The sequence below is a fragment of the Pseudoalteromonas distincta genome (genome assembly GCF_005877035.1).
Classification (GTDB): Bacteria; Pseudomonadota; Gammaproteobacteria; order Enterobacterales; family Alteromonadaceae; genus Pseudoalteromonas; species Pseudoalteromonas distincta.
Genome location: NZ_CP040558.1, coordinates 83,449 through 104,409, shown reverse-complemented (window position 1 = coordinate 104,409; position 20,961 = coordinate 83,449). Strand labels below are relative to the sequence as shown.

Annotated in this window: 16 protein-coding genes and 1 pseudogene; 8 read left to right on the top strand and 9 right to left on the bottom strand. The window is 39.1% G+C overall.

Translation table 11 applies throughout. The features are described from left to right. The first annotated feature begins 88 nt into the window (after window positions 1-88). The 3 genes from secA (at window position 89) to FFU37_RS00420 (ending at window position 4,354) form a co-directional block, all read left to right on the top strand. Window positions 89-2,797 carry a preprotein translocase subunit SecA gene (secA, locus tag FFU37_RS00430; protein WP_039485905.1) on the top strand — a complete coding sequence of 903 codons (2,709 nt, stop codon included), beginning with the start codon at window positions 89-91 and terminating at the stop codon, window positions 2,795-2,797. A gap of 68 nt (window positions 2,798-2,865) precedes the next feature. Further along, window positions 2,866-3,264 (top strand): 8-oxo-dGTP diphosphatase MutT, encoded by a 399-nt coding sequence (gene mutT, locus FFU37_RS00425; RefSeq protein WP_007582062.1) that lies wholly within the window; start codon window positions 2,866-2,868, stop codon window positions 3,262-3,264. 22 nt (window positions 3,265-3,286) lie between these two features. Then, a complete protein-coding gene (locus tag FFU37_RS00420; RefSeq protein ID WP_138488415.1) occupies window positions 3,287-4,354 on the top strand; it encodes a phosphotransferase enzyme family protein in 1,068 nt (355 codons plus the stop codon). Window positions 4,355-4,632: 278 nt separating this feature from the next. Here the strand turns inward: FFU37_RS00420 and FFU37_RS00415 are convergent, their stop codons facing one another. The 3 genes and pseudogenes from FFU37_RS00415 to pmbA all read right to left on the bottom strand — a co-directional run bounded on the left by FFU37_RS00415 (window position 4,633) and on the right by pmbA (window position 9,031). Beyond that, entirely contained in the window at window positions 4,633-6,708 is a 2,076-nt protein-coding gene (locus FFU37_RS00415; RefSeq protein WP_138488414.1) for a M13 family metallopeptidase, read from the bottom strand. Between the two features lie 422 nt (window positions 6,709-7,130). Then, window positions 7,131-7,609 (bottom strand): annotated as a pseudogene (locus FFU37_RS00410) (DUF721 domain-containing protein). Window positions 7,610-7,681: 72 nt separating this feature from the next. After that, entirely contained in the window at window positions 7,682-9,031 is a 1,350-nt protein-coding gene (gene pmbA, locus FFU37_RS00405; protein ID WP_002959932.1) for a metalloprotease PmbA, read from the bottom strand. A gap of 144 nt (window positions 9,032-9,175) precedes the next feature. On the opposite strand from pmbA, the gene yjgA reads away from it, so the two are divergent. Then, window positions 9,176-9,709, top strand: a complete 534-nt coding sequence (yjgA, locus tag FFU37_RS00400; protein WP_002959930.1) for a ribosome biogenesis factor YjgA — start codon at window positions 9,176-9,178, stop codon at window positions 9,707-9,709. Window positions 9,710-9,832: 123 nt separating this feature from the next. Beyond that, on the top strand, window positions 9,833-11,206 hold the full coding sequence (gene hemN / locus FFU37_RS00395; protein ID WP_138488413.1) for an oxygen-independent coproporphyrinogen III oxidase: 1,374 nt from the start codon (window positions 9,833-9,835) through the stop codon (window positions 11,204-11,206). 76 nt (window positions 11,207-11,282) lie between these two features. Here the strand turns inward: hemN and FFU37_RS00390 are convergent, their stop codons facing one another. The 3 genes from FFU37_RS00390 to FFU37_RS00380 form a co-directional block, all read right to left on the bottom strand. Next, complete coding sequence (locus tag FFU37_RS00390) at window positions 11,283-11,798, bottom strand: DUF2489 domain-containing protein (RefSeq protein ID WP_002959926.1); 516 nt, start codon at window positions 11,796-11,798, stop codon at window positions 11,283-11,285. 12 nt (window positions 11,799-11,810) lie between these two features. Continuing rightward, window positions 11,811-12,395 (bottom strand): Der GTPase-activating protein YihI, encoded by a 585-nt coding sequence (gene yihI / locus FFU37_RS00385; RefSeq protein WP_002959924.1) that lies wholly within the window; start codon window positions 12,393-12,395, stop codon window positions 11,811-11,813. Between the two features lie 753 nt (window positions 12,396-13,148). Next, complete coding sequence (locus FFU37_RS00380) at window positions 13,149-13,781, bottom strand: c-type cytochrome (RefSeq protein WP_002959922.1); 633 nt, start codon at window positions 13,779-13,781, stop codon at window positions 13,149-13,151. A 281-nt stretch (window positions 13,782-14,062) separates the two neighbouring features. Here FFU37_RS00380 and yihA point away from each other — a divergent pair, with 281 nt between their 5' ends. Then, window positions 14,063-14,731, top strand: a complete 669-nt coding sequence (gene yihA / locus FFU37_RS00375) for a ribosome biogenesis GTP-binding protein YihA/YsxC (protein ID WP_007377272.1) — start codon at window positions 14,063-14,065, stop codon at window positions 14,729-14,731. A gap of 9 nt (window positions 14,732-14,740) precedes the next feature. Here the strand turns inward: yihA and FFU37_RS00370 are convergent, their stop codons facing one another. From FFU37_RS00370 to polA, 3 genes are all read right to left on the bottom strand, one after another. Further along, window positions 14,741-15,259, bottom strand: coding sequence for a DUF1285 domain-containing protein (locus FFU37_RS00370; protein ID WP_138488412.1), 519 nt, complete (start codon window positions 15,257-15,259; stop codon window positions 14,741-14,743). Next, window positions 15,256-15,843, bottom strand: coding sequence for a YceI family protein (locus FFU37_RS00365; protein ID WP_039485927.1), 588 nt, complete (start codon window positions 15,841-15,843; stop codon window positions 15,256-15,258). Before FFU37_RS00365 ends, FFU37_RS00370 begins: the two co-directional genes overlap by 4 nt. 489 nt (window positions 15,844-16,332) lie before the next feature. After that, the gene (gene polA, locus FFU37_RS00360; protein WP_138488411.1) at window positions 16,333-19,068 is read right to left on the bottom strand and encodes a DNA polymerase I; all 2,736 of its coding nucleotides are present in this window, start codon (window positions 19,066-19,068) and stop codon (window positions 16,333-16,335) included. A gap of 524 nt (window positions 19,069-19,592) precedes the next feature. Between polA and elbB the strand changes: the two genes are divergently transcribed. Continuing rightward, on the top strand, window positions 19,593-20,240 hold the full coding sequence (gene elbB / locus FFU37_RS00355; RefSeq protein ID WP_138488410.1) for an isoprenoid biosynthesis glyoxalase ElbB: 648 nt from the start codon (window positions 19,593-19,595) through the stop codon (window positions 20,238-20,240). 233 nt (window positions 20,241-20,473) lie between these two features. Next, window positions 20,474-20,869 (top strand): c-type cytochrome, encoded by a 396-nt coding sequence (locus FFU37_RS00350; protein WP_002959908.1) that lies wholly within the window; start codon window positions 20,474-20,476, stop codon window positions 20,867-20,869. Window positions 20,870-20,961 lie beyond the last annotated feature (92 nt).

The window sequence follows — 20,961 nt, the reverse complement described above, 5'->3', positions numbered from 1 at the left end:
TTACTTAAAAGCACATATTAATTACCAATTGTTAAAAATGGGTTAGCCGATACTCGGCTGACAAAGAATACATTGTAACGGTTTTATCATGATATCTAATTTATTTACCAAGCTTTTTGGTAGTCGCAATGACCGCACTATTAAAAACTTAAGAAAGACGGTCGCGCTAATCAATGCGCTAGAAACGCAACTTGAAGCGCTTTCTGATGAAGATTTAAGAGCTAAAACAGCTGAGTTTAGAGAACGTTACGATAACGGACAAAGCCTTGACGACATTCTACCAGAGGCTTTTGCTGTGGTACGTGAAGCGTCAAAGCGTGTAAATGGCATGCGTCATTTCGACGTGCAGTTATTAGGTGGTATGGTTTTACATCAAGGTCGCATTGCAGAAATGCGTACCGGTGAAGGTAAAACACTTACAGCTACTCTACCAGCTTATCTAAACGGCTTAACAGGCAAAGGTGTTCACGTAATTACCGTGAATGACTACCTTGCTAAACGTGATGCTGAAACCAACCGTGCGTTATTTGAATTTTTAGGCCTTACCGTAGGCTGTAACGTACCAGGTATGATGCCGCAGCAAAAGAAGCTCGCTTATACTGCCGACATTACATACGGTACTAATAACGAATTTGGTTTTGACTACCTTCGTGACAACATGGCTTTTAGCATTGATGAACGAGTTCAACGTCCATTATTCTATGCTGTAGTCGATGAAGTGGATTCAATCTTAATTGATGAAGCACGTACCCCGCTTATTATTTCAGGCCCAGCTGAGGATAGCTCTGAGCTATACACTGAAATAAACACCATCGTTCCTTTACTTGAGCTTCAAGAAAAAGAAGACGAAGAAGGCATTGAAGGTGACGGCGATTACACTATCGATGAAAAATCTAAGCAAGTTCATTTAACAGAACGTGGTCAAATTAAAGTAGAAGAGCTACTTACTGAGCGCGGCTTAATTGAAGAAGGCGATTCGCTTTATTCAGCAGCAAGCATTACGCTACTAAGCCATGTTTATGCCGCCCTTCGTGCTCATAAGCTATACCAAAAAGATGTTGATTACGTTGTAAAAGAAAACGAAGTAATTATTATCGATGAGCATACTGGTCGTTCAATGGAAGGTCGTCGTTGGTCAGAAGGTTTACACCAAGCTGTTGAAGCAAAAGAAGGTGTAAAAATTCAAAACGAGAACCAAACACTTGCCTCTATTACGTTCCAAAACTACTTCCGTTTATACGAAACGTTAGCAGGTATGACAGGTACAGCCGATACTGAAGCATTTGAGTTTCAGTCAATTTATGGCCTAGATACTGTTGTTATGCCAACTAATAAGCCGATGATTCGTGATGATCGCGCCGATTTAGTGTACCTAACGCAAGAAGAAAAATACGAAGCTATTTTAATTGATATTAAAGACTGCCAAGACCGCGGACAACCGGTGCTTGTTGGTACTATTTCAATTGAAAGCTCTGAGTATTTATCGCAGTTTTTACGCAAAGAAAAAATTAAGCACAATGTACTTAATGCTAAATTTCATGCGCAAGAAGCTGACATCGTTTCAGATGCTGGCCTACCAGGGACAGTAACAATTGCAACAAACATGGCCGGTCGTGGTACCGATATCGTGTTAGGTGGTAACTGGAACAGTGAAGTTGAAAAACTTGAAAACCCAACTGATGAGCAAATTGCTGAAATTAAAGCAGCTTGGAAAATTCGCCATGATGCAGTAATTGATGCCGGCGGTTTACATATCATAGGTACTGAACGTCACGAATCTCGTCGTATAGATAACCAATTACGTGGTCGCTCTGGTCGTCAAGGTGATGCTGGTTCAAGCCGTTTTTACTTATCGATGGACGATGCGTTAATGCGTATATTTGCCGGTGAGCGCATGACTAACATGATGCGTAAACTCGGTATGCAACGCGGTGAAGCAATTGAACATCCATGGGTAAACCGTGCGATTGAAAATGCACAGCGTAAAGTAGAAGCACGTAACTTTGATGTACGTAAGCAACTACTTGAGTACGATGATGTAGCAAACGATCAACGTCGTGTTGTTTACTCTCAGCGTAACGAACTACTTGAAGAAGGTGATATTTCAGAAACTATTACTGCAATTCGTGGTGACGTACTTAGCAATACAATTGATCAGTACATTGCACCGCAAAGCCTTGCTGAAATGTGGGATATTCCTGGCCTTGAAGAGCGTTTAAAACAAGACTTCTTAATTGAGTTACCTATTACTCAGTGGTTAGCAGATGACAATAAACTATACGAAGAAAAGCTTCGTGAGCGTATTGAGCAGGCGGTTGAGCAGTCATACAAGCAAAAAGAAGAGCAAGTTGGCGATTCTGTTTTACGTCAATTCGAAAAAGCGATTATGCTACAGAGCCTTGATCAGCATTGGAAAGATCACCTTGCTGCAATGGATCATTTACGCCAAGGTATTCATTTACGTGGTTACGCGCAAAAGAATCCTAAGCAAGAGTACAAGCGTGAATCGTTTGAGCTGTTCTCCGAAATGCTTGAAAACTTGAAAGTAGATGTTGTAAGCATTCTAAGTAAAGTACAAGTACGCGCAGAAGAAGATGTTGAAAAAGTAGAAGAGCAACACCGTAAAAGTGAAAATGCTCCTCGCGAATACCAACATGAAGAAGCTGAGCACGTAGGTGGCGAAGCGCCAGAAACAGCGACAGTAATGGCTCGTACAGAACCAAAAGTAGGTCGTAATGACCCTTGCCCTTGTAAATCAGGTCAAAAATTCAAACAGTGTTGCGGTAAATTAAAATAACCCAATATTGTCAGTAGCTTATTAAAAAGCGGCGCTAGCGTCGCTTTTTTTTATGGAGTTTTAAAGTAATGACTATAGAAATTGTACATGTAGCTGTTGGTGTTATTAAGAAAAATAACGCTATATTCATTTGTAAACGTGCAGATGAACAACATCAAGGCGGTTTATGGGAATTTCCTGGTGGTAAAGTCGAAGCTGGAGAAAGTGTGTTTGTTGCACTTAAACGCGAGCTTATTGAAGAAGTTGGACTAACCATTCACAGCTCTAGCCAATTGATGGTAATTGAACATGACTACGGCGATAAATGCGTTAAATTAGATGTACACGTAGTAAGTAACTTTAGCGGTGAGGCACATGGCGCTGAAGGGCAACCTAGCGAATGGGTAGCAATTAGTGAATTAGAAAATTATGATTTTCCTGAAGCGAATGCTGAAATTATCGAAAAAATAGTTGCCCGATACGCATAAAAAAAGGGCATAAGTGAGCACAATGAATATCTCAATACAAAATAAGCTAAGCGAACTGTTAGCACTGCCCCCTGAGTTAACTCAAGTTAGTGCGATTGGTAGCGGTCATATAAATAGTACATGGCTACTTACAAGTATTGATAAACAGTTTATTGTGCAAAAACTAAATACTGAGGTATTTAAAAACCCTGCTCAGTTAGTGAGTAACGCAAAACTAATTGAGCAGCATTTAAATGCTAAACAACTGCAAAATAATTACCCGCTTGAAATAATCAAACATATAGCGACACAAAGCGACGAACACTTAATAAAAATTGATAATGCGTATTATCGCGTCCTTAACTATATTAGCGGTAGCTACAGCGAAGACGTTGTTAAAAATACCCAGCAGAGCGAGCAAGCGGCTTACGCCTTTGGCGTATTTGCTCATGCATTACAAGATTTTGATGCGCAACAGCTACACACTGTAATTCCTGATTTTCATAACTTAGCGATGCGCTTTGAGCAATTAAATACCGCAATCACTAACAACGTAGTTAATAGAGTAAAGCACTGCAATGGTGAAATAGAGTATTGCTTAACGCAGCAGCATTTAATTACTGAGCTTAGTCAGGTAGCTAAACACATACCGCTTAGAGTGTGTCATAACGATACAAAAATAAATAATATGCTGTTTTGTAATACAACTCACAAAGCAAAAGCAGTTATTGATTTAGACACCTGTATGGCAGGACTTTGGCTTTATGACTTTGGCGACATGGTACGTACATTTTGCTCCCCCGAAGCCGAGGATTCAACTAACTTACACAACGTTGTTATTCGAAAAGATATATTTTCAGCCATTGTTAAAGGCTATGTAACGCCATTAAAAAGTAGCATGAGTATACTAGAGCAAGAAAGCTTATTATTAGGCGCTAAAATTATGCCACTCATGTTAAGTGTGCGCTTTTTAACTGATTACTTAAATAACGATGTGTACTTTAAAGTAGCTCATGCAGAGCATAATTTAGAGCGAGCACAAAACCAACTCGCGCTTTATAAAAACATACTGAGTAACGAAGAATGGATGCACGCGTGCTTAATGAGCTAAAGCTTATTTAACCTGAACTCTGGTTAAGAGATTTATTAACGTATTGAATCATGGTGATATTTAAATTTATTTTCTCTAGCCAGAGATTTTTAGTGAAAACAAGGCGAATTTACGCGTCAATAGCTGGCCTATTGCAAGTAAATTCAACGCAGTTAGCGCTAAAAATAGCTGCTTGAGATAGATTTATTATCCATAGTTCAGGTTATTTACAAATTCAAGATACAAAAAAACCAGTAAGCTAAAAACTTACTGGTTTTTTGTTATTTATAGTAATGCAATTACCAGATTTTTACGCGATCTTCTGGTTTGATATACATTTTATCACCTTCTTTTACGTCAAACGCTTCGTAAAACTCAGGCATGTTCGACAAGATACCGATTACACGGTAGTGGCTTGGTGAATGAGGGTCTGTTAATAAACGATTACGTAACTCTTCATCGCGGTAGTTACGACGCCAGATTTGTGACCAACCCATAAAGAAACGTTGATCGCCTGTGTAACCATCTATCACGGGTGCTTTTTTATCACCTAAAGATAGCATATACGCTTTATGCGCAACGGTTAAACCACCTAAGTCACCAATGTTTTCGCCAAGCGTTAGCTCACCATTAACACTTGCATCTTCAAACGGTTTATATTCGTTATACTGTGCAACTAAAGCCGCTGTACGCTCTTCAAATTGCTTAAGGTCAGTCTCACTCCACCAGTTACGTAAGTTACCGTCACCGTCGTATTTAGCACCTTGGTCGTCAAAACCGTGGCCAAGCTCATGCCCAATTACCGCGCCAATTGCGCCGTAGTTTACAGCATCATCCGCTTCTAAATTAAAGAATGGCGGTTGTAAAATAGCGGCAGGAAATACAATTTCGTTGTTTACTGGGTTGTAATACGCATTGACTGTTTGCGGAGTCATGTGCCACTCAGAGCGATCAACTGGTTTACCCAATTTAGCAATCATATCTGCGTATGCCCATTCGCTATAACGGATGTAATTACCTACTAGCTCGTCTGAGTTAATCTCTAGCTCTGAGTAATCTTTCCACGTGTCTGGGTAACCAATCTTAGGCGTAAATTTGTCTAATTTTTCTTTCGCTGCAAGCTTTGTTTCAGGGCTCATCCACTCAAGATTTTCGATAGCAACGCCATAACCTTTAATTACGTTATCAACTAACTCTTCCATGCGTGCTTTAGCTTCTGGCGGGAAGTTATCTTTAACGTATACCTTACCTAAAATTTCACCAAGTACACTGTTAGATGCATCAACCGCTTGCTTCCAAAGAGGTGCTTGTTCTTTTACGCCACGAAGTGTTGTGCTATAAAAGTCAAAGTTAAGGTTAACTAAATCTTCGCTAAGTAGCTCTGCATAACCACTTACAAAATGAAATTTTAAGTAGTTTTTCCACGTCGCTAAATCAGTGTCTTTGTAAATAGTAGCAAGTGCTTCTAAGTAGCTTGGTTGACGTACAATAATATCACTTGCACTCACACCTGCATCTTTAAAGAATGCAGCTAAATCAAGCTCCCCCATCAACTTGCTTGCGTCTGCTACTGTCATCTTGTTATAAGATTTAGTTGCATCACGGCTTTGCACACGGCTCCACTGAGCATCAGCTAGTGTTTTTTCAAATGCAAGTACGCTCTTGGCAGCTTCTGCTGCATTTTTAACGCCTGATTTTGCTAAAACATCTGTGATGTATTGCTCGTAAGAAGCACGAATTTTAGTGAATTTTTCGTCATCATTTAAGTAATAATCACGATCTGGTAAACCAAGACCCGACTGAGATAAATACAATGCATACTCGCTCGAGTTTTTAGCATCGTTATTTACAAACCAACCAAACGGTAAAGTACCGCCTTGTTTTTGAATTTTAGCCATTAAACCCACTAAATCAGCTTTAGATTTAACGCTATCAATCGTATCTAATGACGGTTGTAATGGCGTAATACCTAGCTCATTACGCGCAGATTGATTCATGTAGCTTTTATAAAATGCGCCAATTTTATACTCATCGCTGCCTTTTTTAGCGGCCTTATTCGCGGCTGCGTTTTCAAGGGCAATTTTCATCGCTTTTTGTGACTCATCATATAACTGCGAAAAAGAACCGTAGTTAGACTTATCACCTGGTATTTCAGTTTTTGCTAACCACTGTCCATTTACATGATAATAAAAATCGTCTTGTGCGCGTACTGAACTATCCATATTCGCTAGTTCAATACCAAGCTCTAGTGGCTTTTCAGCGGGTGCTGTTACTACAGGAGTATCGGTTACTTTAGCTTCTTGTTGTTTTTCACCACAACCTACTAGACCAAGTGCAAGCGCTATGCTCGCAGCGGCCATTGTTACTTTATTCATAATGATTCCGTTTGTTAGTTAGAATTAAATCATACCAATCTGCTTATGTATGGGGTCTATTTAACGTTAAGAAAATTACGCTAGAACTAGGCAAAAGTTTTTGTATCTAGTTGTTCTAAATAAAAAATTTTTAACGACGTTATAGTGCAATTTAATTCGTTAAATTGATCAAAGATTTATGCAGGTTGGTATCACATACCAACTCCATTAAATTCTTGAATATAGCAGGAGTAAAAATAGCACTGCCTGTACGCTTTTACTTAATGGAATGGGTATCAAGGGAGCTTTAAATAATAAAGCACACCAGGCAGTATCATAAACCTCATTAGACCAACAATAAAATGGAATATGTAACAAAGTATTTTGAATGCGGTGAGCTGCAAAAATAGCCCTACCAATAACAATATAGCGGGTGGCTAAGGCTAACTTTTATTCTTCCCGTGGAGCGCTAAACGCTCTAGTTTTTCTTTTAATGAAGGGGGGCAGAAGCCGCTATCGCATTTAAGTAATTAGCGGTTTGCTCACTCATTTTCCGAGAGTTGGTAACTGTAGGGCTGCCCGATTTATTCGCGGTACTTAATCGCTGAGTTGCTTGAGGATTTGCAGTTATTTTTATTTGCCCGAGCTCTGCCATTCCAGCAGCTCTAAAGTGTGAAAGCATATCCATTTTTAAATAATTAAGCCTAAGCGCGATAGGCGCAGACACAGCCTCTATCATTAGCGTGCCGTCTCGGTAATTACTAACTCGGCATTTATCACCCAATTTAGGGCCTAAAAAATCTTTTAATAAGGTTTGCTGTGTATCAAGTGCTTGGCTTTTGCCTGCATAAGCCGATAAACGATTATTTAACCCCGCCATAATATCGGTTAGCGGTTTTGGTGCATATCTATCTTTAGCCATTTTACACCTCGTAAAAACTCACTTAGACCCAGAGATAATACTCTGGGTCTAAGTATACACTGCGTATTAATACTACGCGCCGGCTATTTGCATTTGCTCTATTAGTACTGAGCCTGTTTGAATACCACCACGGCGTTCTATATCACCACCAATGGCGGAAATACCTTTAAACATGTCTTTTAAATTACCAGCAATAGTAATTTCACTTACCGGATATTGAATTTCACCATTTTCAACCCAAAAACCTGCAGCACCACGAGAGTAGTCACCCGTTACGGTATTTACGCCCTGCCCCATTAGCTCTGTAACTAATAAGCCAGTACCCATGGTTTTTAATAGTGCTGTTAAATCGTTATGAGTTTGCTCAACGAGCCAGTTATGTATACCGCCTGCATGCCCTGTTGGGGTCATGTTCATTTTGCGTGCGGCATAACTTGCTAATAAATAGGTTTGTAACTCGCCACCTTGAATTATTTCTCTATCGAATGTTTTAACACCTTCGCTATCAAACGGTGACGATGCCAACCCTTTTAAAATATGTGGGCGCTCAGCAATATTCACACAATTACTAAATACCTGAGTACCTAAGCTATCAAGTAAAAAGCTTGATTTACGATAAAGCGCGCCACCACCAATTGCCGACACCAAGTGACCAAACAATGAATTTGCAATATCTGCTCTAAAAATAACAGGCACTTTCATTGTGCCTAACTTTTGGCTGTTTAATTTAGCTAAGGTTTCAGCTGCCGCTTCAAGGCCCACTGCCGCCGCATCATTTAAACCAGCCTGATCGCGAGCAACTGTATAAGCAGAGTCGCGCTGCATGTGTTCGCCATCTTTACCTATTACCATAGTACTAATACTATGACGAGTACGCGGAAAGCCTGCAATTAAACCGTGGCTGTTACCATAAACACGTAATCCCTGATGCGATGAAAAACTCGCACCATCAGAGTTAACAATCCGCTCGTCTGCATTTAATGCAGCTTGCTCAGCAGCATGACAAAGCTCAATGCCTTCCTCAGGACTTACATCCCAAGGATGATATAAATCTAAATCTTTAGGATTAAATTCAAGTAACTCTTTATCAGCAACGCCGTTAAATGGGTCATCAGATGTAAATTTGGCTATATCAATCGCTTTTTCGACTACCGTGCGCAATGTTTTTGGATTTAAATCAGCCGTTGACGCCGAGCCTTTATTATTACCAACATATACACTAATGCCTAAGCCGCCGTCTTGGTTGAACTCAATGGTTTCTACTTCACCCATTCGTGTACTAACCGATAAACCAGACGTGCTAGACATCGCAGCTTCTGCAGCTGTAGCGCCTAATTTTTTAGCATGTTCGAGTACTTCTGCTACCGCATCTTTAACTTGCGATATTTGAGAATAAATTGGATCGTTTTGTTGGCTTTTCATAAATTAAGTCCTGAGCCTTAGAGGCATAATGCACGCATTTCTTATATTTAAATGCTAACACACTCAATGCATCACATCAGCTAATATTCCTAAGTATCATATTCATGTATAATGGCAAAAGTTATTTTTATTTAAGAGCACCCCATGGCAAAGAAAAAAGGCAAGCCTGCTGAAATTGAAGAAGAAATTGAATATGTATCAAGAACGGAGCTTAAACGCGAAGCGCAAGAGTTTCATCAGTTAGGTACTGAAATTGCCAAAATGGGTAAAAAACAGCGCGAACGCCTGCCATTAAATGACGATTTAAAAGAAGCGATGGTTGTTGCTGATAAAATAAGTAACAAAAGCGACGCGTACCGCCGCCACTTAAACTACATCGCTAAAACACTGCGTACTGTAGAAAACATTGATGATATTAAAGCGATTATTGATGTGATGCTTAATAAAAATAACCAAGCTGAAGTATTGGTCAAAAAAATTGAGCAATTACGTTCAGATTTAATTGAACAAGGTGATGACCTTATCAATGAGACTATTGAGCAGTTTCCATCTCTTGATCGTCAACAGATGCGCCAATTAGTTCGTAATGCAGCAAAAGAAGCGAAAGCTGAAAAGCCAGGTAAAGGTTATAAAGAATTATTTCAATACCTTAAAGATGCTCATACTATTACGTATTAATTAGGTCGTATTAAGTTATATTTTATTAAAAAAGGTGCTTCGGCACCTTTTTTGTTATAGATCAAACCGCCTTCCTGAGTACTTTTTTATAATCATCCCTAAATAAATACTTAGGTGCGCGTGATGATTAAACTTCCACAATGGGATGAAACCCTAATAAACAAATATAATGTGTCTGGTCCGCGTTATACCTCTTATCCCACGGCTTTATCACTGCGTGACGGATATCAGCAACAAGACCTACTAAGCGCTATAGAATCGTCAACAAGTCGCTCTCTTTCTTTATATATTCACATCCCGTTTTGTAGTCAGCTTTGCTACTACTGCGGCTGTAATAAAATAATTACCCGTCATCAATCTAAGGCAGATACGTATCTCGACTTTTTAGCAAAAGAAATTACTGCCCAAGCGCCTTTATTTAAAAGCTACACGGTTGAGCAATTACATTTAGGTGGCGGTACTCCCACCTTTTTAACCGCAAAACAAATGACCCGTTTAATTAAGCTTTTAGAACAGCACTTTAATTTTACACGCACAACAGAACGCGGTATTGAAATAGACCCACGCTCACTTGCCGATAATATGCTTGTTGATTTAAGGATGCTTGGCTTTAACCGTGTCTCATTTGGGATTCAAGACTTTAACGATGACGTACAACTTGCTGTTAATCGCCCGCAAAATGCAGATACGGTCAAGCAATTAATTACACAAGCTCGCCAGTTGGGGTTTCAATCTATTAATGCAGATATGATTTACGGACTACCACTGCAAACACCACAAAGCTTTAAACAAACTATAGAGCAACTCATTGAGTTAAGCCCTGACAGAGTATCAGTGTTTAACTATGCGCATTTACCTGAGCGCTTTGCCGCACAGCGTAAGATTAAAGATGCAGATTTACCCAGTGCACATAATAAGCTCACCATGTTTAAAAATACGCTGGAGCAGATGACACAAGCAGGCTATCAATTTATTGGTATGGACCATTTTGCAAAAACTGATAATGAACTAGCTGTTGCGCAGAATGAAGGCAAGTTACATCGTAACTTTCAAGGTTATACAACCCATGGAAATTGTGATTTATTAGGTTTAGGCGTGTCATCGATTTCGCAGATTGGCACCGCCATTTTACAAAATCAAAAAGAATTAAAACATTATTACCACAGCGTAGAAACACAAAGCGGTAGTGCTCTTAATAAAGGAATGCACTTAACACATGATGATGTAATTCGTGCTGATGCAATTAAACAGCTCATTTGCCAATTTGAATTAGATATACAGGACTTTAGTGAAAAACACGCGCTTATATTTAATGACTACTTTGAGGATGCATTAGTAGCGCTGGCGCCACTTATAAAAGATGAACTAGTAACTATAATTGATAATAAAATTAGCGTAACACCACGCGGTAACTTATTCATTCGTATTATTTGTATGTGCTTCGATGCTCACTTACAAAAACAAATTAACGCAACGCGCTTTTCAAGAGTGATTTAGCCTGAACTCTGGATAATAAATACATCGACACAAAAAAAGCAGACCTAGGTCTGCTTTTTGTATTTAAGTTGTAGCTTTAATTAAAAACGACTTTATCGCTACCTGGAGCGGCTTTAAACTCGATGATAATTTTAGCGCAATCCGCTTTAACTTCATCTTTAAGTGTTTTTTCAGCTTGCCAGCGAGCCTTATCTAGCTTAAAAATCTCTTTTTTAGAGTATTTTTTACGTGCATCGTGCGTCGGCATTTCTTTAACTACCTGATACATTTTATAAATACCAGGATACTGCGTCGTTAAATCACGCTCGCTTTCAAAGGCATACTGAGACATAAGTACCCAAATGCGTAAACAGCCTTCAGAAAACTCACACTGCTCTTCATTCATTGCACGTGCGATTAAATGAATACTATCGGCTAGTTTTGCGTTTCGCTTTAAACGCGACTTTTCAAGCTTTTGCTTTTGTTCAGCCTGCGTTTTAGCAATTAACTTTTTTTGCGCATTTAACTTATACAGCAACTGACCCGCATAAAATGCCAAACCAGCTATGATAGCAGCGCCTAAAAGTAAGGCTAAAATTACCGAGGTACTCATTATTTATCCTTACTATTTATCGTCTTCATCTAACCATTCGTTGGCTAAATCATCAGATAAGTATTGATCGAAATCAGAATTGCCTTGGCTTTCAAGGTCATCTTCAAACTCGTCTTCGTCCTCATCTTCAATACCAAGAATTTCACATAACGCCTGATGACGAGCAATGCGACTATTAAAGTACTTAGCATCTTTACCTGTTAGCATTTCACCTTTTTCATGACGCTCTACTAATTTAAGTAAACGTTCATCATTCTCAAGTGCTTCTAGCTCTTGTTCAGGTGTAAATTCAGGCTCGATTACTTTTTTCAGCTCAATAGTTGGCTTTAAGTTGCGTTTCATTTCAACTTTAGGCTCCGGCGCGGTTGCGATTAACGGCACAGGCTTTTTACTGCCTACACGCTTATCTTTAGGCGCGTGATTACTATTTTGGCTTTCGCTATCTAGTAAATCTGGCGCATTACGAGAACCGGGCTTTGCGCCTTTGGTTTTTTTAACTCGCTGCTCTTTTAATGCGCGCATTTCTTTAAGCTTATCTTGGCTTAAACGAACAGGTCCGTTTGCTGGGCTTTTGCGTGACTTTTTAGTTCTACTCATATCTTGATCATCTCACTTAAGAGGTTTTGAGCGAAGCGCAAATTAATGGGCATCGCAGTGCTGGCCTAGCCAGAAGAATTCAGTTTGCGCTATAGAGGTTGGGTTTCTCATTTAAAAGCGCCTTAGCTAATTAATCGCTAATTTTAAACGGTGGGTATTGTAACAGGACAAATAAAAAGGCGGTAGAGAAAACATCTCTACCGCCTGCTAATCTGAGCGCCATTATCTGGACACTTCTCCCTTCGACTTTTTTTAGTCTTTATTATTTTTATTATTATCAGTCCGTATTGTTATTATTTTTACGTTCCTTGTTACATTCCATTTTGTTTTTATTATTAAACTTCCATGAGTTTTTTATTATTTTCGGTCATCCTGACACTTTTTTATTATTTCCTTTAGTAGCACTAATCTTGTGCTATGTAGTCATGCCGCGCCACTTTCCTTATAGCTTGTTTCCGTTTTGTTATTGTTCTTTTGCGACAGTGGTTAATTTACTCGTTAATGATTTTGTTACAACTGGTTTATATAACTTTTATTATACTTATTACATTTTAAAATCAAATAAACAATAAAATACAATAGGTTAATGATGAATAAAAAATAAAAAGAAGACTTTTCTCACACTCATGCATGGTCAATGTCTTACATTTAAACGGGTGATATCGTTAATTTTACACACAAAAAAAGCAGCCTGGGCTGCTTTTTGTAAAACATTGTAGTCTATTTATTATTAATTGCTAAATAAATACGACTTTAGTGTAAACCACCTAAGTACTGAGAAAGTACTTCAATATCTTTATCTGTTAATTTCTTCGCTATATCGCCCATCATGCCATTTAAGTCATTGTGACGAGTTCCATCACGGAATTTTTCAAGTTGAGACTTGATATATCCAGGATGCTGAAAAGAAATTTTTGGAAACTTAGCAAGTGATGAACCGTTACCACGTGGACCATGACATGCTGCACATGATGGAATTCCACGCCCCGCATCGCCTGCTTTAAAGAGCATTTCGCCAACTTCAACAACATCTTTAGGTGTAGCACCTTCAGTCATGTTCATTGAAGAAAAATAAGCAGCTAGATCTTTCATGTCTTGCTCGCTAAGTGGCATAGCCATAGCGCTCATTACTGGATCCATACGCCCTTCTTTGCCGCCTGACGTCATACCTAATTTTAAATCCTGAAGTTGCTTAAGGATATAATCTGGATGTTGACCTGCAATTTTAGGGTAAATATTAACCGGCGCATTACCGTCTGGGCCGTGACAAGCCGCACACGTTGCTGATTTTTCTTTACCTGCGTTTACATCGCCATCAAATGCTGTTGCGTTGCTTGCTGACAACGCACCAAGCAATATTGTTAAAGATAGTGCTATTTTTTTCATGGTGAATTCTCTGTTTCCGACCCTGTATCATCTACAATCGTGATGTTGTAATACATATATTCTACACGATAATAAATTCTCTGGCACGTTTTCTACACATATTAAGCTTATAATTTACAGGGTTTTGACTTAGATTAAGCTTTAACATGTTTTAAATGTACCATAGGTGCTGTTTTTAGGTGGTTAAATACGCTTTTTAATACATCCTTTATAGTATAAAATACGCGCCCTGAGTGAATTTGGTTTACTCAATGTTATTTTTTTAAGTTTTAGGAGAGCCTGTGCTCAAATCTCGTATCAAATATAATACTGCGTCTTTCGTAACAAGCGCTCCCGACATTACTAAATTACCTGCTGATACGGGAATTGAAGTTGCGTTTGCCGGTCGCTCCAATGCAGGTAAGTCGAGTGCATTAAATGCATTAACCGATCAGAAGCTAGCACGTACAAGTAAAACACCTGGACGTACTCAGCTAATCAATACATTCGATTTAGCGGATGTCGACGATATGCGCCTTATCGATTTACCAGGCTATGGCTTTGCTAAAGTACCAATCGAAATGAAAAAGAAATGGCAAAAGTCGTTAGGTGAATATCTGCAAAAGCGTCAAAGCTTAAAAGGTATTGTTATTTTAATGGATATTCGTCATCCATTAAAAGATTTAGACCGTGATTTGATTAACTGGGCAATTGGTAGTGAAATTCCAGTATTGGCACTATTAACTAAAGCCGACAAACTAAAGCAAGGCCCTCGTAAATCACAAGTACTGCAAGTTCGCCGTGAATTAAGCACGCTTGATGGGGATATTACAGTTCATGCGTTTTCATCATTAAAAGGCACCGGTTTACCAGAAGTAGCTAAAAAGCTAGATGAATGGTTTTTAGGTCCTGTTATTGCTGTACCACCTACCGATGAAACAATCACAGACGAAACAAACCCAGAGGCTTAAACGCTGGCGTTACGATAAATAAAACTGCTTTCCTGCAGATTTAATAAAATAGCCGAGCTTATCAGGCTCGGCTTTTTCAGCCCACTGATAAAATACACTGCGTGAAACTCGCGCACTACAACCATACGGTAGCTTTAAATAAGGCACCTTTGAACCATTGTAGTCTTTTATATGCAAGGGCTGCTGAGCGCTCACTAGCCACTGCCTAGCTAAATTATCAATACAACACAACACTTGCCCTTGCGCTGTATTTTCAAAACGCCAATCAACAATAATAAACGGCGCATCTTCAACCGTTATTGTTATTTTTTCGACAGGGGTTTTTAAATAAAATTGCTCATCTTCTTTACACAATACAGAAGCAAACAGCTTCACCATGGCTGGGCGTGTTATTTCGCTGCCATCGTAAAACCATTTCCCTTCATTATTAATAACAATTGGCAGCTCCCCGCAATGGTTAGGCTGCCAACTATCAAAAGGTTTGCTTGGCTCGCTTAATCGCTTGCTAAGCTCACTTAAAGAAATCACTGTTTTTTAAGTGTTATTGCAAATGTAACAGGCACAGCTGTTGCAATTGAAGGCAAGCCCGCTAACTCTTGCAGCTTTTTAACGCCTTCGGTTACACCAAAATCATCACTATTAATAATAATAGGTGTTAATGATGATACCGTTAAATCACCACTTTGCGTGCTGTTAACGAGTACATCAATTGCCAATGGTTTTTTATTACCATGAAAATCAAGCTCAGCTTTAATACCCTTCAATATGTATTGACCAGGCTTTTTAATATTACTTAGCTCTTTAGTTAAATTTGCAGTTAAAACAGCATTGGGGAATTTAGCCGCTTCGAATAAAAATGTAGCTAAACGCTCATTACGAATAGGGATTAGAGTTTCGGCTGATGTTAAATCAACATTAACGCTAAACTCACCTTTATCAGAAAGCATACCTTCAAGGTTAGTAAAATGGTGAGCTTCAGCAATCGAATCTTTTTTAATTGAAACAAAGCTTAGTTGGCTTTTATCATTCACTAGCTGCCAATTGGCCTGAGCAACATTAGAAATAACTAAACTTGATAAAGAAAAACCTGCAATAGCTAATGCTTTAAACATAACGCACTCCTTAGTAATAAAATGAAAAGAATAAAAATGATAGCACTTCGATGGTATCACCTGCGATGTACCCAAACCACCTCGAAGTGACGAATGAATAATACAATTGGTATAGCGAAAAAAAGAATTAATTAGATAGGATTTTTAGGCGTAAAACAAAAAACGGCCCACCAAACAAGTTGGTAGGCCGGTATAGCAAACTGGGGAGAAGCTATCAATTTGTTGCACCCTTTCAGATGCATCATCAACAGGATGTCCTACAGGATAGGACAGGCGGGACTTTAACAAAAGCACGCATTAAAATACAATCATATTCCTGTAAAACAGCTCGAATTGACGAACATATAACTATTTAATACAAATAGTTGCTTAAATTAACCTTATTTTAACTAAAGCTTGCATATAGCTAATTAAATAGCTGTGATTCACCATTTTTATTAAACATAAAAAAAGCGCCAAAGGCGCTTTAATTAAAATGCTCAAATTGCATTAATGGGCTTGTTCCCAGTTGTCACCTTCGTCAGCTTCAACAATAAGCGGCACATCAAGCGCTGCAGCTTGCGACATCAGCTCACAAATATGTTTTGTGTATTCAGGTGCGCAGTCTGTTTTAATTTCAAATACCAATTCATCGTGTACTTGCATTAGTAGCTTAATCGTATTTGGCGCCTGTTCGTGTACCCAGCGGTTAACGCTCAGCATTGCTTTTTTAATAATATCAGCAGCAGTACCTTGCATTGGTGCGTTTATAGCAGCACGTTCGGCTCCTTTTCTGCGCGCGCCATTACGTGCGTTTATTTCTGGTAAATGTAGGCGGCGACCAAATATTGTTTCAACGTAGCCATTTTCAGCTGCTTTTTCGCGTGTTGTTTCCATGTACTCTAATACACCGGGAAAACGCTCAAAGTATTTATCTATGTAATGCTGCGCTTCATGGCGTGGCACATCTAGTTGACGTGCTAAACCAAATGCAGACATACCGTAAATTAAGCCAAAGTTTACTGCTTTCGCCTTGCGGCGCATATCGGTAGTTACATCATCAAGCTCTACACCAAATACTTCAGCGGCAGTTGCACTGTGTACATCTAAGCCGTTAGCAAATGCATTTAATAAACCTTTGTCTTGTGAAAGGTGCGCCATAATACGCAGCTCAATTTGGCTGTAATCGGCAGCGACAATTTTGTAACCATCGGCAGCTATAAACGCTTCACGAATTCGACGCCCTTCTTCTGAACGAATAGGAATATTTTGTAAATTAGGATCGGTTGAACTCAAGCGCCCCGTTGCTGTAATTGCCTGATGATAAGATGTATGTACACGCTGGGTTTTCTCATTCACCATTAATGGTAATTTATCGGTGTAAGTTGATTTAAGCTTTGATAAACCACGATGCTCTATAATTACTTTCGGTAGTGGATAATCATGAGCAAGCTCTTGCAATACTTCTTCTGCGGTAGAAGGTGCACCTTTAGGCGTTTTTTTGATAATAGGCAGGCCAAGCTTTTCAAACAACAGTACTTGTAGTTGCTTAGGAGAGCTTAAATTAAATGGTTCGCCTGCTATTTCAAATGCTTCTTTTTCAAGCTCAATTAAACGCTCGCCTAATCGTTGGCTGTGTGCTGCAAGCATATTACTATCTATTGCAACGCCGGTTCGTTCAATATCAGAAATCACACTAACAAGTGGCATTTCTATATCTTCGAATACAGATTTTAGCTTTTCATCAGCCGCTATTTTTGGCCAAAGCACTTCATGTAGGCGCAAAGTAATATCGGCATCTTCTGCAGCGTAAGGCGCAGCTTTTTCAAGTTCAATTTGGTTGAAGGTAAGTTGCTTTTTACCTTTGCCAGCAATATCTTCAAAGCTAATATTTTTATGACCTAGATATTTCAGTGCTAGCGAGTCCATATCGTGGCGTGTACCCACACTATTAAATACGTATGACTCAAGCATGGTGTCAAACTTAATACCGTTTAGCGCAAAACCTGCATTCGCTAATACACTTTTGTCGTATTTAAGGTTTTGCCCTACTTTAGCTTTGTTTTCATCGGCCAAAATTGGACCTAGCTTTTGCATTACAAATTCCAGGCTTAATTGCTCAGGCGCACCCGGGTAGTCATGCGCTAGAGGTAAATACACAGCTTCACCCGCTTTTACGGCAAAACTCATACCCACTAATTGCGCTTTCATATAATCAAGGCTGGTAGTTTCTGTATCAAATGCAAATAACTCGGCACTATTTAATTGCTCTATTAACGTATCAAATTGCGCTTGCGTTAAAATAGTTTCGTAATGGGCATCTTCTACTTTTGGTAATTCAGTGGCTTCGGTAGGTACAGCTAGATGTGTTTCTGCATCTTTAGGGTTATCTAATAACTCAGCTAACCAACGACGAAATTCGCACTCACCATATAGTGCAATTAATTCGTCTTTATTTGGCTCTTGTAGTTTGAACGTATCAAGATCTGATTCAACTTCAACATCGCACTTAATTGTTGCAAGCTCGTAGCTTAAAGGCAGATGATCGAGAGCTGCAGCTAACTTTTCACCTATTTTACCCTTAATCTCACTTGCGTGATCCATTACACCTTGCAACGAGCCATATTTCTCTAACCACTTAACGGCCGTTTTTGGACCACAGCCTTCAACACCTGGGATATTATCGACCTTATCGCCCATTAGTGCCAAGTAATCGATAATAAGCTCGGGGCCTACACCAAACTTTTCAACTACGGTAACAGGGTCTGAAATACTGTCGGTCATCGTGTTTATTAATGTAACGTGTTCATTTACAAGTTGCGCCATATCTTTATCGCCAGTGGAGACAAGGACATGCCGTTTTTGCTCAGTTGCAATGCGTGCAAATGTGCCAATAACATCATCAGCTTCAACGCCTTCGATACTAATTAGCGGAAAACCCATCGCTTTGATAATGCTATGTATTGGTGCTATTTGCGTACGTAAGTCATCCGGCATCGGCGGGCGATTTGCCTTATATTCGCTATACATATCGTTACGGAACGTTTTGCCTTTAGCATCAAATATAACCACCATGTGTGAGGGATCATATTGTCTGATCAAGCTTTTAAGCATGTTGATCACGCCATAAATAGCGCCCGTAGCCTCACCTTTAGAATTAGTTAAATGCGGCGGAGAATGATAAGCACGAAATAAATATGACGAGCCATCAACTAAAATAAGTGGGTTTTCGGGGATCTGAGCCATGGTGAATTTGGATCCTAAATGCAAAAAATTAAGGTAATTATAAGCATGCCATAAGGTAGTAAATAAAACGACTGTGAATTACTGTTTATCGTGTTATTAAAACTAGAGCAAGCTGTGGATAAGTGTGTAGATAACAGCCACGAGCTATTCTTCCAAAGCATTATAAAATGCCTAGAAAATACTTTAACTGTATGTTTTAATTTAAAAAAGATAATACGAGGTTCTTTTTTTATTATTTTAAACCAATGTGGAAAAAGGTTTTCTAACGACTGCTTCTGTTGTTATTCACTTTGATTATTCGCGTCCATTTAAATAACCGGAGGAGTATTCTAGCACAATGGATCGAAGATCATAGCGATCCTTTATAATTTTTTTAAAGGCAAAGTGATCGCAAATGGCATAAACCGCAAAACGACTTGCACTGCGAATGATTTTTGTACTAAAAATTTATTTTCGCGAGAAATTTTGAGCATGTTAAACTTCATCCGATCGACTTATAAAAAAGACTTTAGGGGCACAAAAGCATGAAAAACGTAGCAGTAATATTAGCAGGGTCTGGTGTGTACGATGGTAGTGAAATTAATGAAGCAATTTTAACTTTATTACATATAGCCAAAAATGGCGCAACGTATCAGTGTTTTGCACCAGATATTGAGCAACTTCATACCATTAACCATTTAACAGGTGAAGTAATGCCTGATAAACGCAATGTATTAACAGAAGCTGCTCGCATTGCACGAGGTGACATTAAATCACTGATTGAACTAGACGTGACTCAGTTTGACGCATTAATTGTGCCTGGCGGTTTCGGTGCTGCAAAAAACTTATGCGATTTTGCAATTAAAGGCGCAAAAGCAAATATCAATCAGGACGTCCTTAATGCTTGTAAATCATTTGCAAAAGCGAATAAGCCTGCAGGTTATATGTGTATCGCACCCACATTGATCCCATTTATTTACGATAACGCCGCACTTACTATTGGTAATGATGTAGAGACAGCACAAGCGCTAAGCACATTAGGCGCTAACCATATAGACTGTGCGGTTGACGGTGTAGTTATCGATGAACCAAATAAGTTAGTTACCACCCCTGCTTACATGTTGGCAGAATCGATTCTTGAAGCCGACGCAGGGATCGCAAAACTAGTTAGTAGCGTATTATCAATAAATTGATTTTGATCTTAGGATCTAAAAAGTTAATTGTATGACTGATTACGCTTATTAAATTGCTTAACAAAAAACAGTAAATAATTAAATTTTATTGCGTTAACGCAAAAAGTAGTCAGTTTTATTAATAAAAACGGCTCTTAGCATTTTATAAATTGGCTCAGAGAGTTATAATCGGTTTAATTTCCGTCATCTTTAATCGTGATTGATCACGTTCAAATCGAAGTGAGCAAGGCAAAATGAAAAAATTAACAGCTGCAGCATTATTATTGCTAGCAACCACTGCATACGCACAGCCATATGATAACTCTATGACTGAAGATGCAATTAAAGCACGTCTCGCGCCGGTTGGTGCTGTATACCTTGAAGGCGATAAAGCTGCAGTTGCAGCGGCGCCTACAGGTCCTCGTTCTGGTGAGCAAGTATATCAAGGTGCATGTTTTGCATGTCACGGCACTGGTGCACTAGGCGCGCCTAAATCGGCTGACGATTGGGCTCCACGTATTGCTAAAGGTAAAGACACTTTACTTGAGCATGCACTAAATGGCTTTAATGCTATGCCTCCAAAAGGCACGTGTATGGATTGTTCTGATGATGAGATTAGCGCTGCTATCGACTTTATGACATCTAAATAAGCTCGATTGAAATATACAAAAAAGGTTTACTTCTGTAAGCCTTTTTTAATGCCTAAAATAGTGTGTCTAGCTACTGCTTTAGTAGGAATATC

Coding starts and splice junctions, on each gene's coding strand:
- secA (WP_039485905.1), top strand. CDS start 89: ATGATATCTAATTTATTTACCAAGCTTTTTGGTAGTCGCAATGACCGC.
- mutT (WP_007582062.1), top strand. CDS start 2,866: ATGACTATAGAAATTGTACATGTAGCTGTTGGTGTTATTAAGAAAAAT.
- FFU37_RS00420 (WP_138488415.1), top strand. CDS start 3,287: ATGAATATCTCAATACAAAATAAGCTAAGCGAACTGTTAGCACTGCCC.
- FFU37_RS00415 (WP_138488414.1), bottom strand. CDS start 6,708: ATGAATAAAGTAACAATGGCCGCTGCGAGCATAGCGCTTGCACTTGGT.
- pmbA (WP_002959932.1), bottom strand. CDS start 9,031: ATGAAAAGCCAACAAAACGATCCAATTTATTCTCAAATATCGCAAGTT.
- yjgA (WP_002959930.1), top strand. CDS start 9,176: ATGGCAAAGAAAAAAGGCAAGCCTGCTGAAATTGAAGAAGAAATTGAA.
- hemN (WP_138488413.1), top strand. CDS start 9,833: ATGATTAAACTTCCACAATGGGATGAAACCCTAATAAACAAATATAAT.
- FFU37_RS00390 (WP_002959926.1), bottom strand. CDS start 11,798: ATGAGTACCTCGGTAATTTTAGCCTTACTTTTAGGCGCTGCTATCATA.
- yihI (WP_002959924.1), bottom strand. CDS start 12,395: ATGAGTAGAACTAAAAAGTCACGCAAAAGCCCAGCAAACGGACCTGTT.
- FFU37_RS00380 (WP_002959922.1), bottom strand. CDS start 13,781: ATGAAAAAAATAGCACTATCTTTAACAATATTGCTTGGTGCGTTGTCA.
- FFU37_RS00365 (WP_039485927.1), bottom strand. CDS start 15,843: ATGTTTAAAGCATTAGCTATTGCAGGTTTTTCTTTATCAAGTTTAGTT.
- polA (WP_138488411.1), bottom strand. CDS start 19,068: ATGGCTCAGATCCCCGAAAACCCACTTATTTTAGTTGATGGCTCGTCA.
- elbB (WP_138488410.1), top strand. CDS start 19,593: ATGAAAAACGTAGCAGTAATATTAGCAGGGTCTGGTGTGTACGATGGT.
- FFU37_RS00350 (WP_002959908.1), top strand. CDS start 20,474: ATGAAAAAATTAACAGCTGCAGCATTATTATTGCTAGCAACCACTGCA.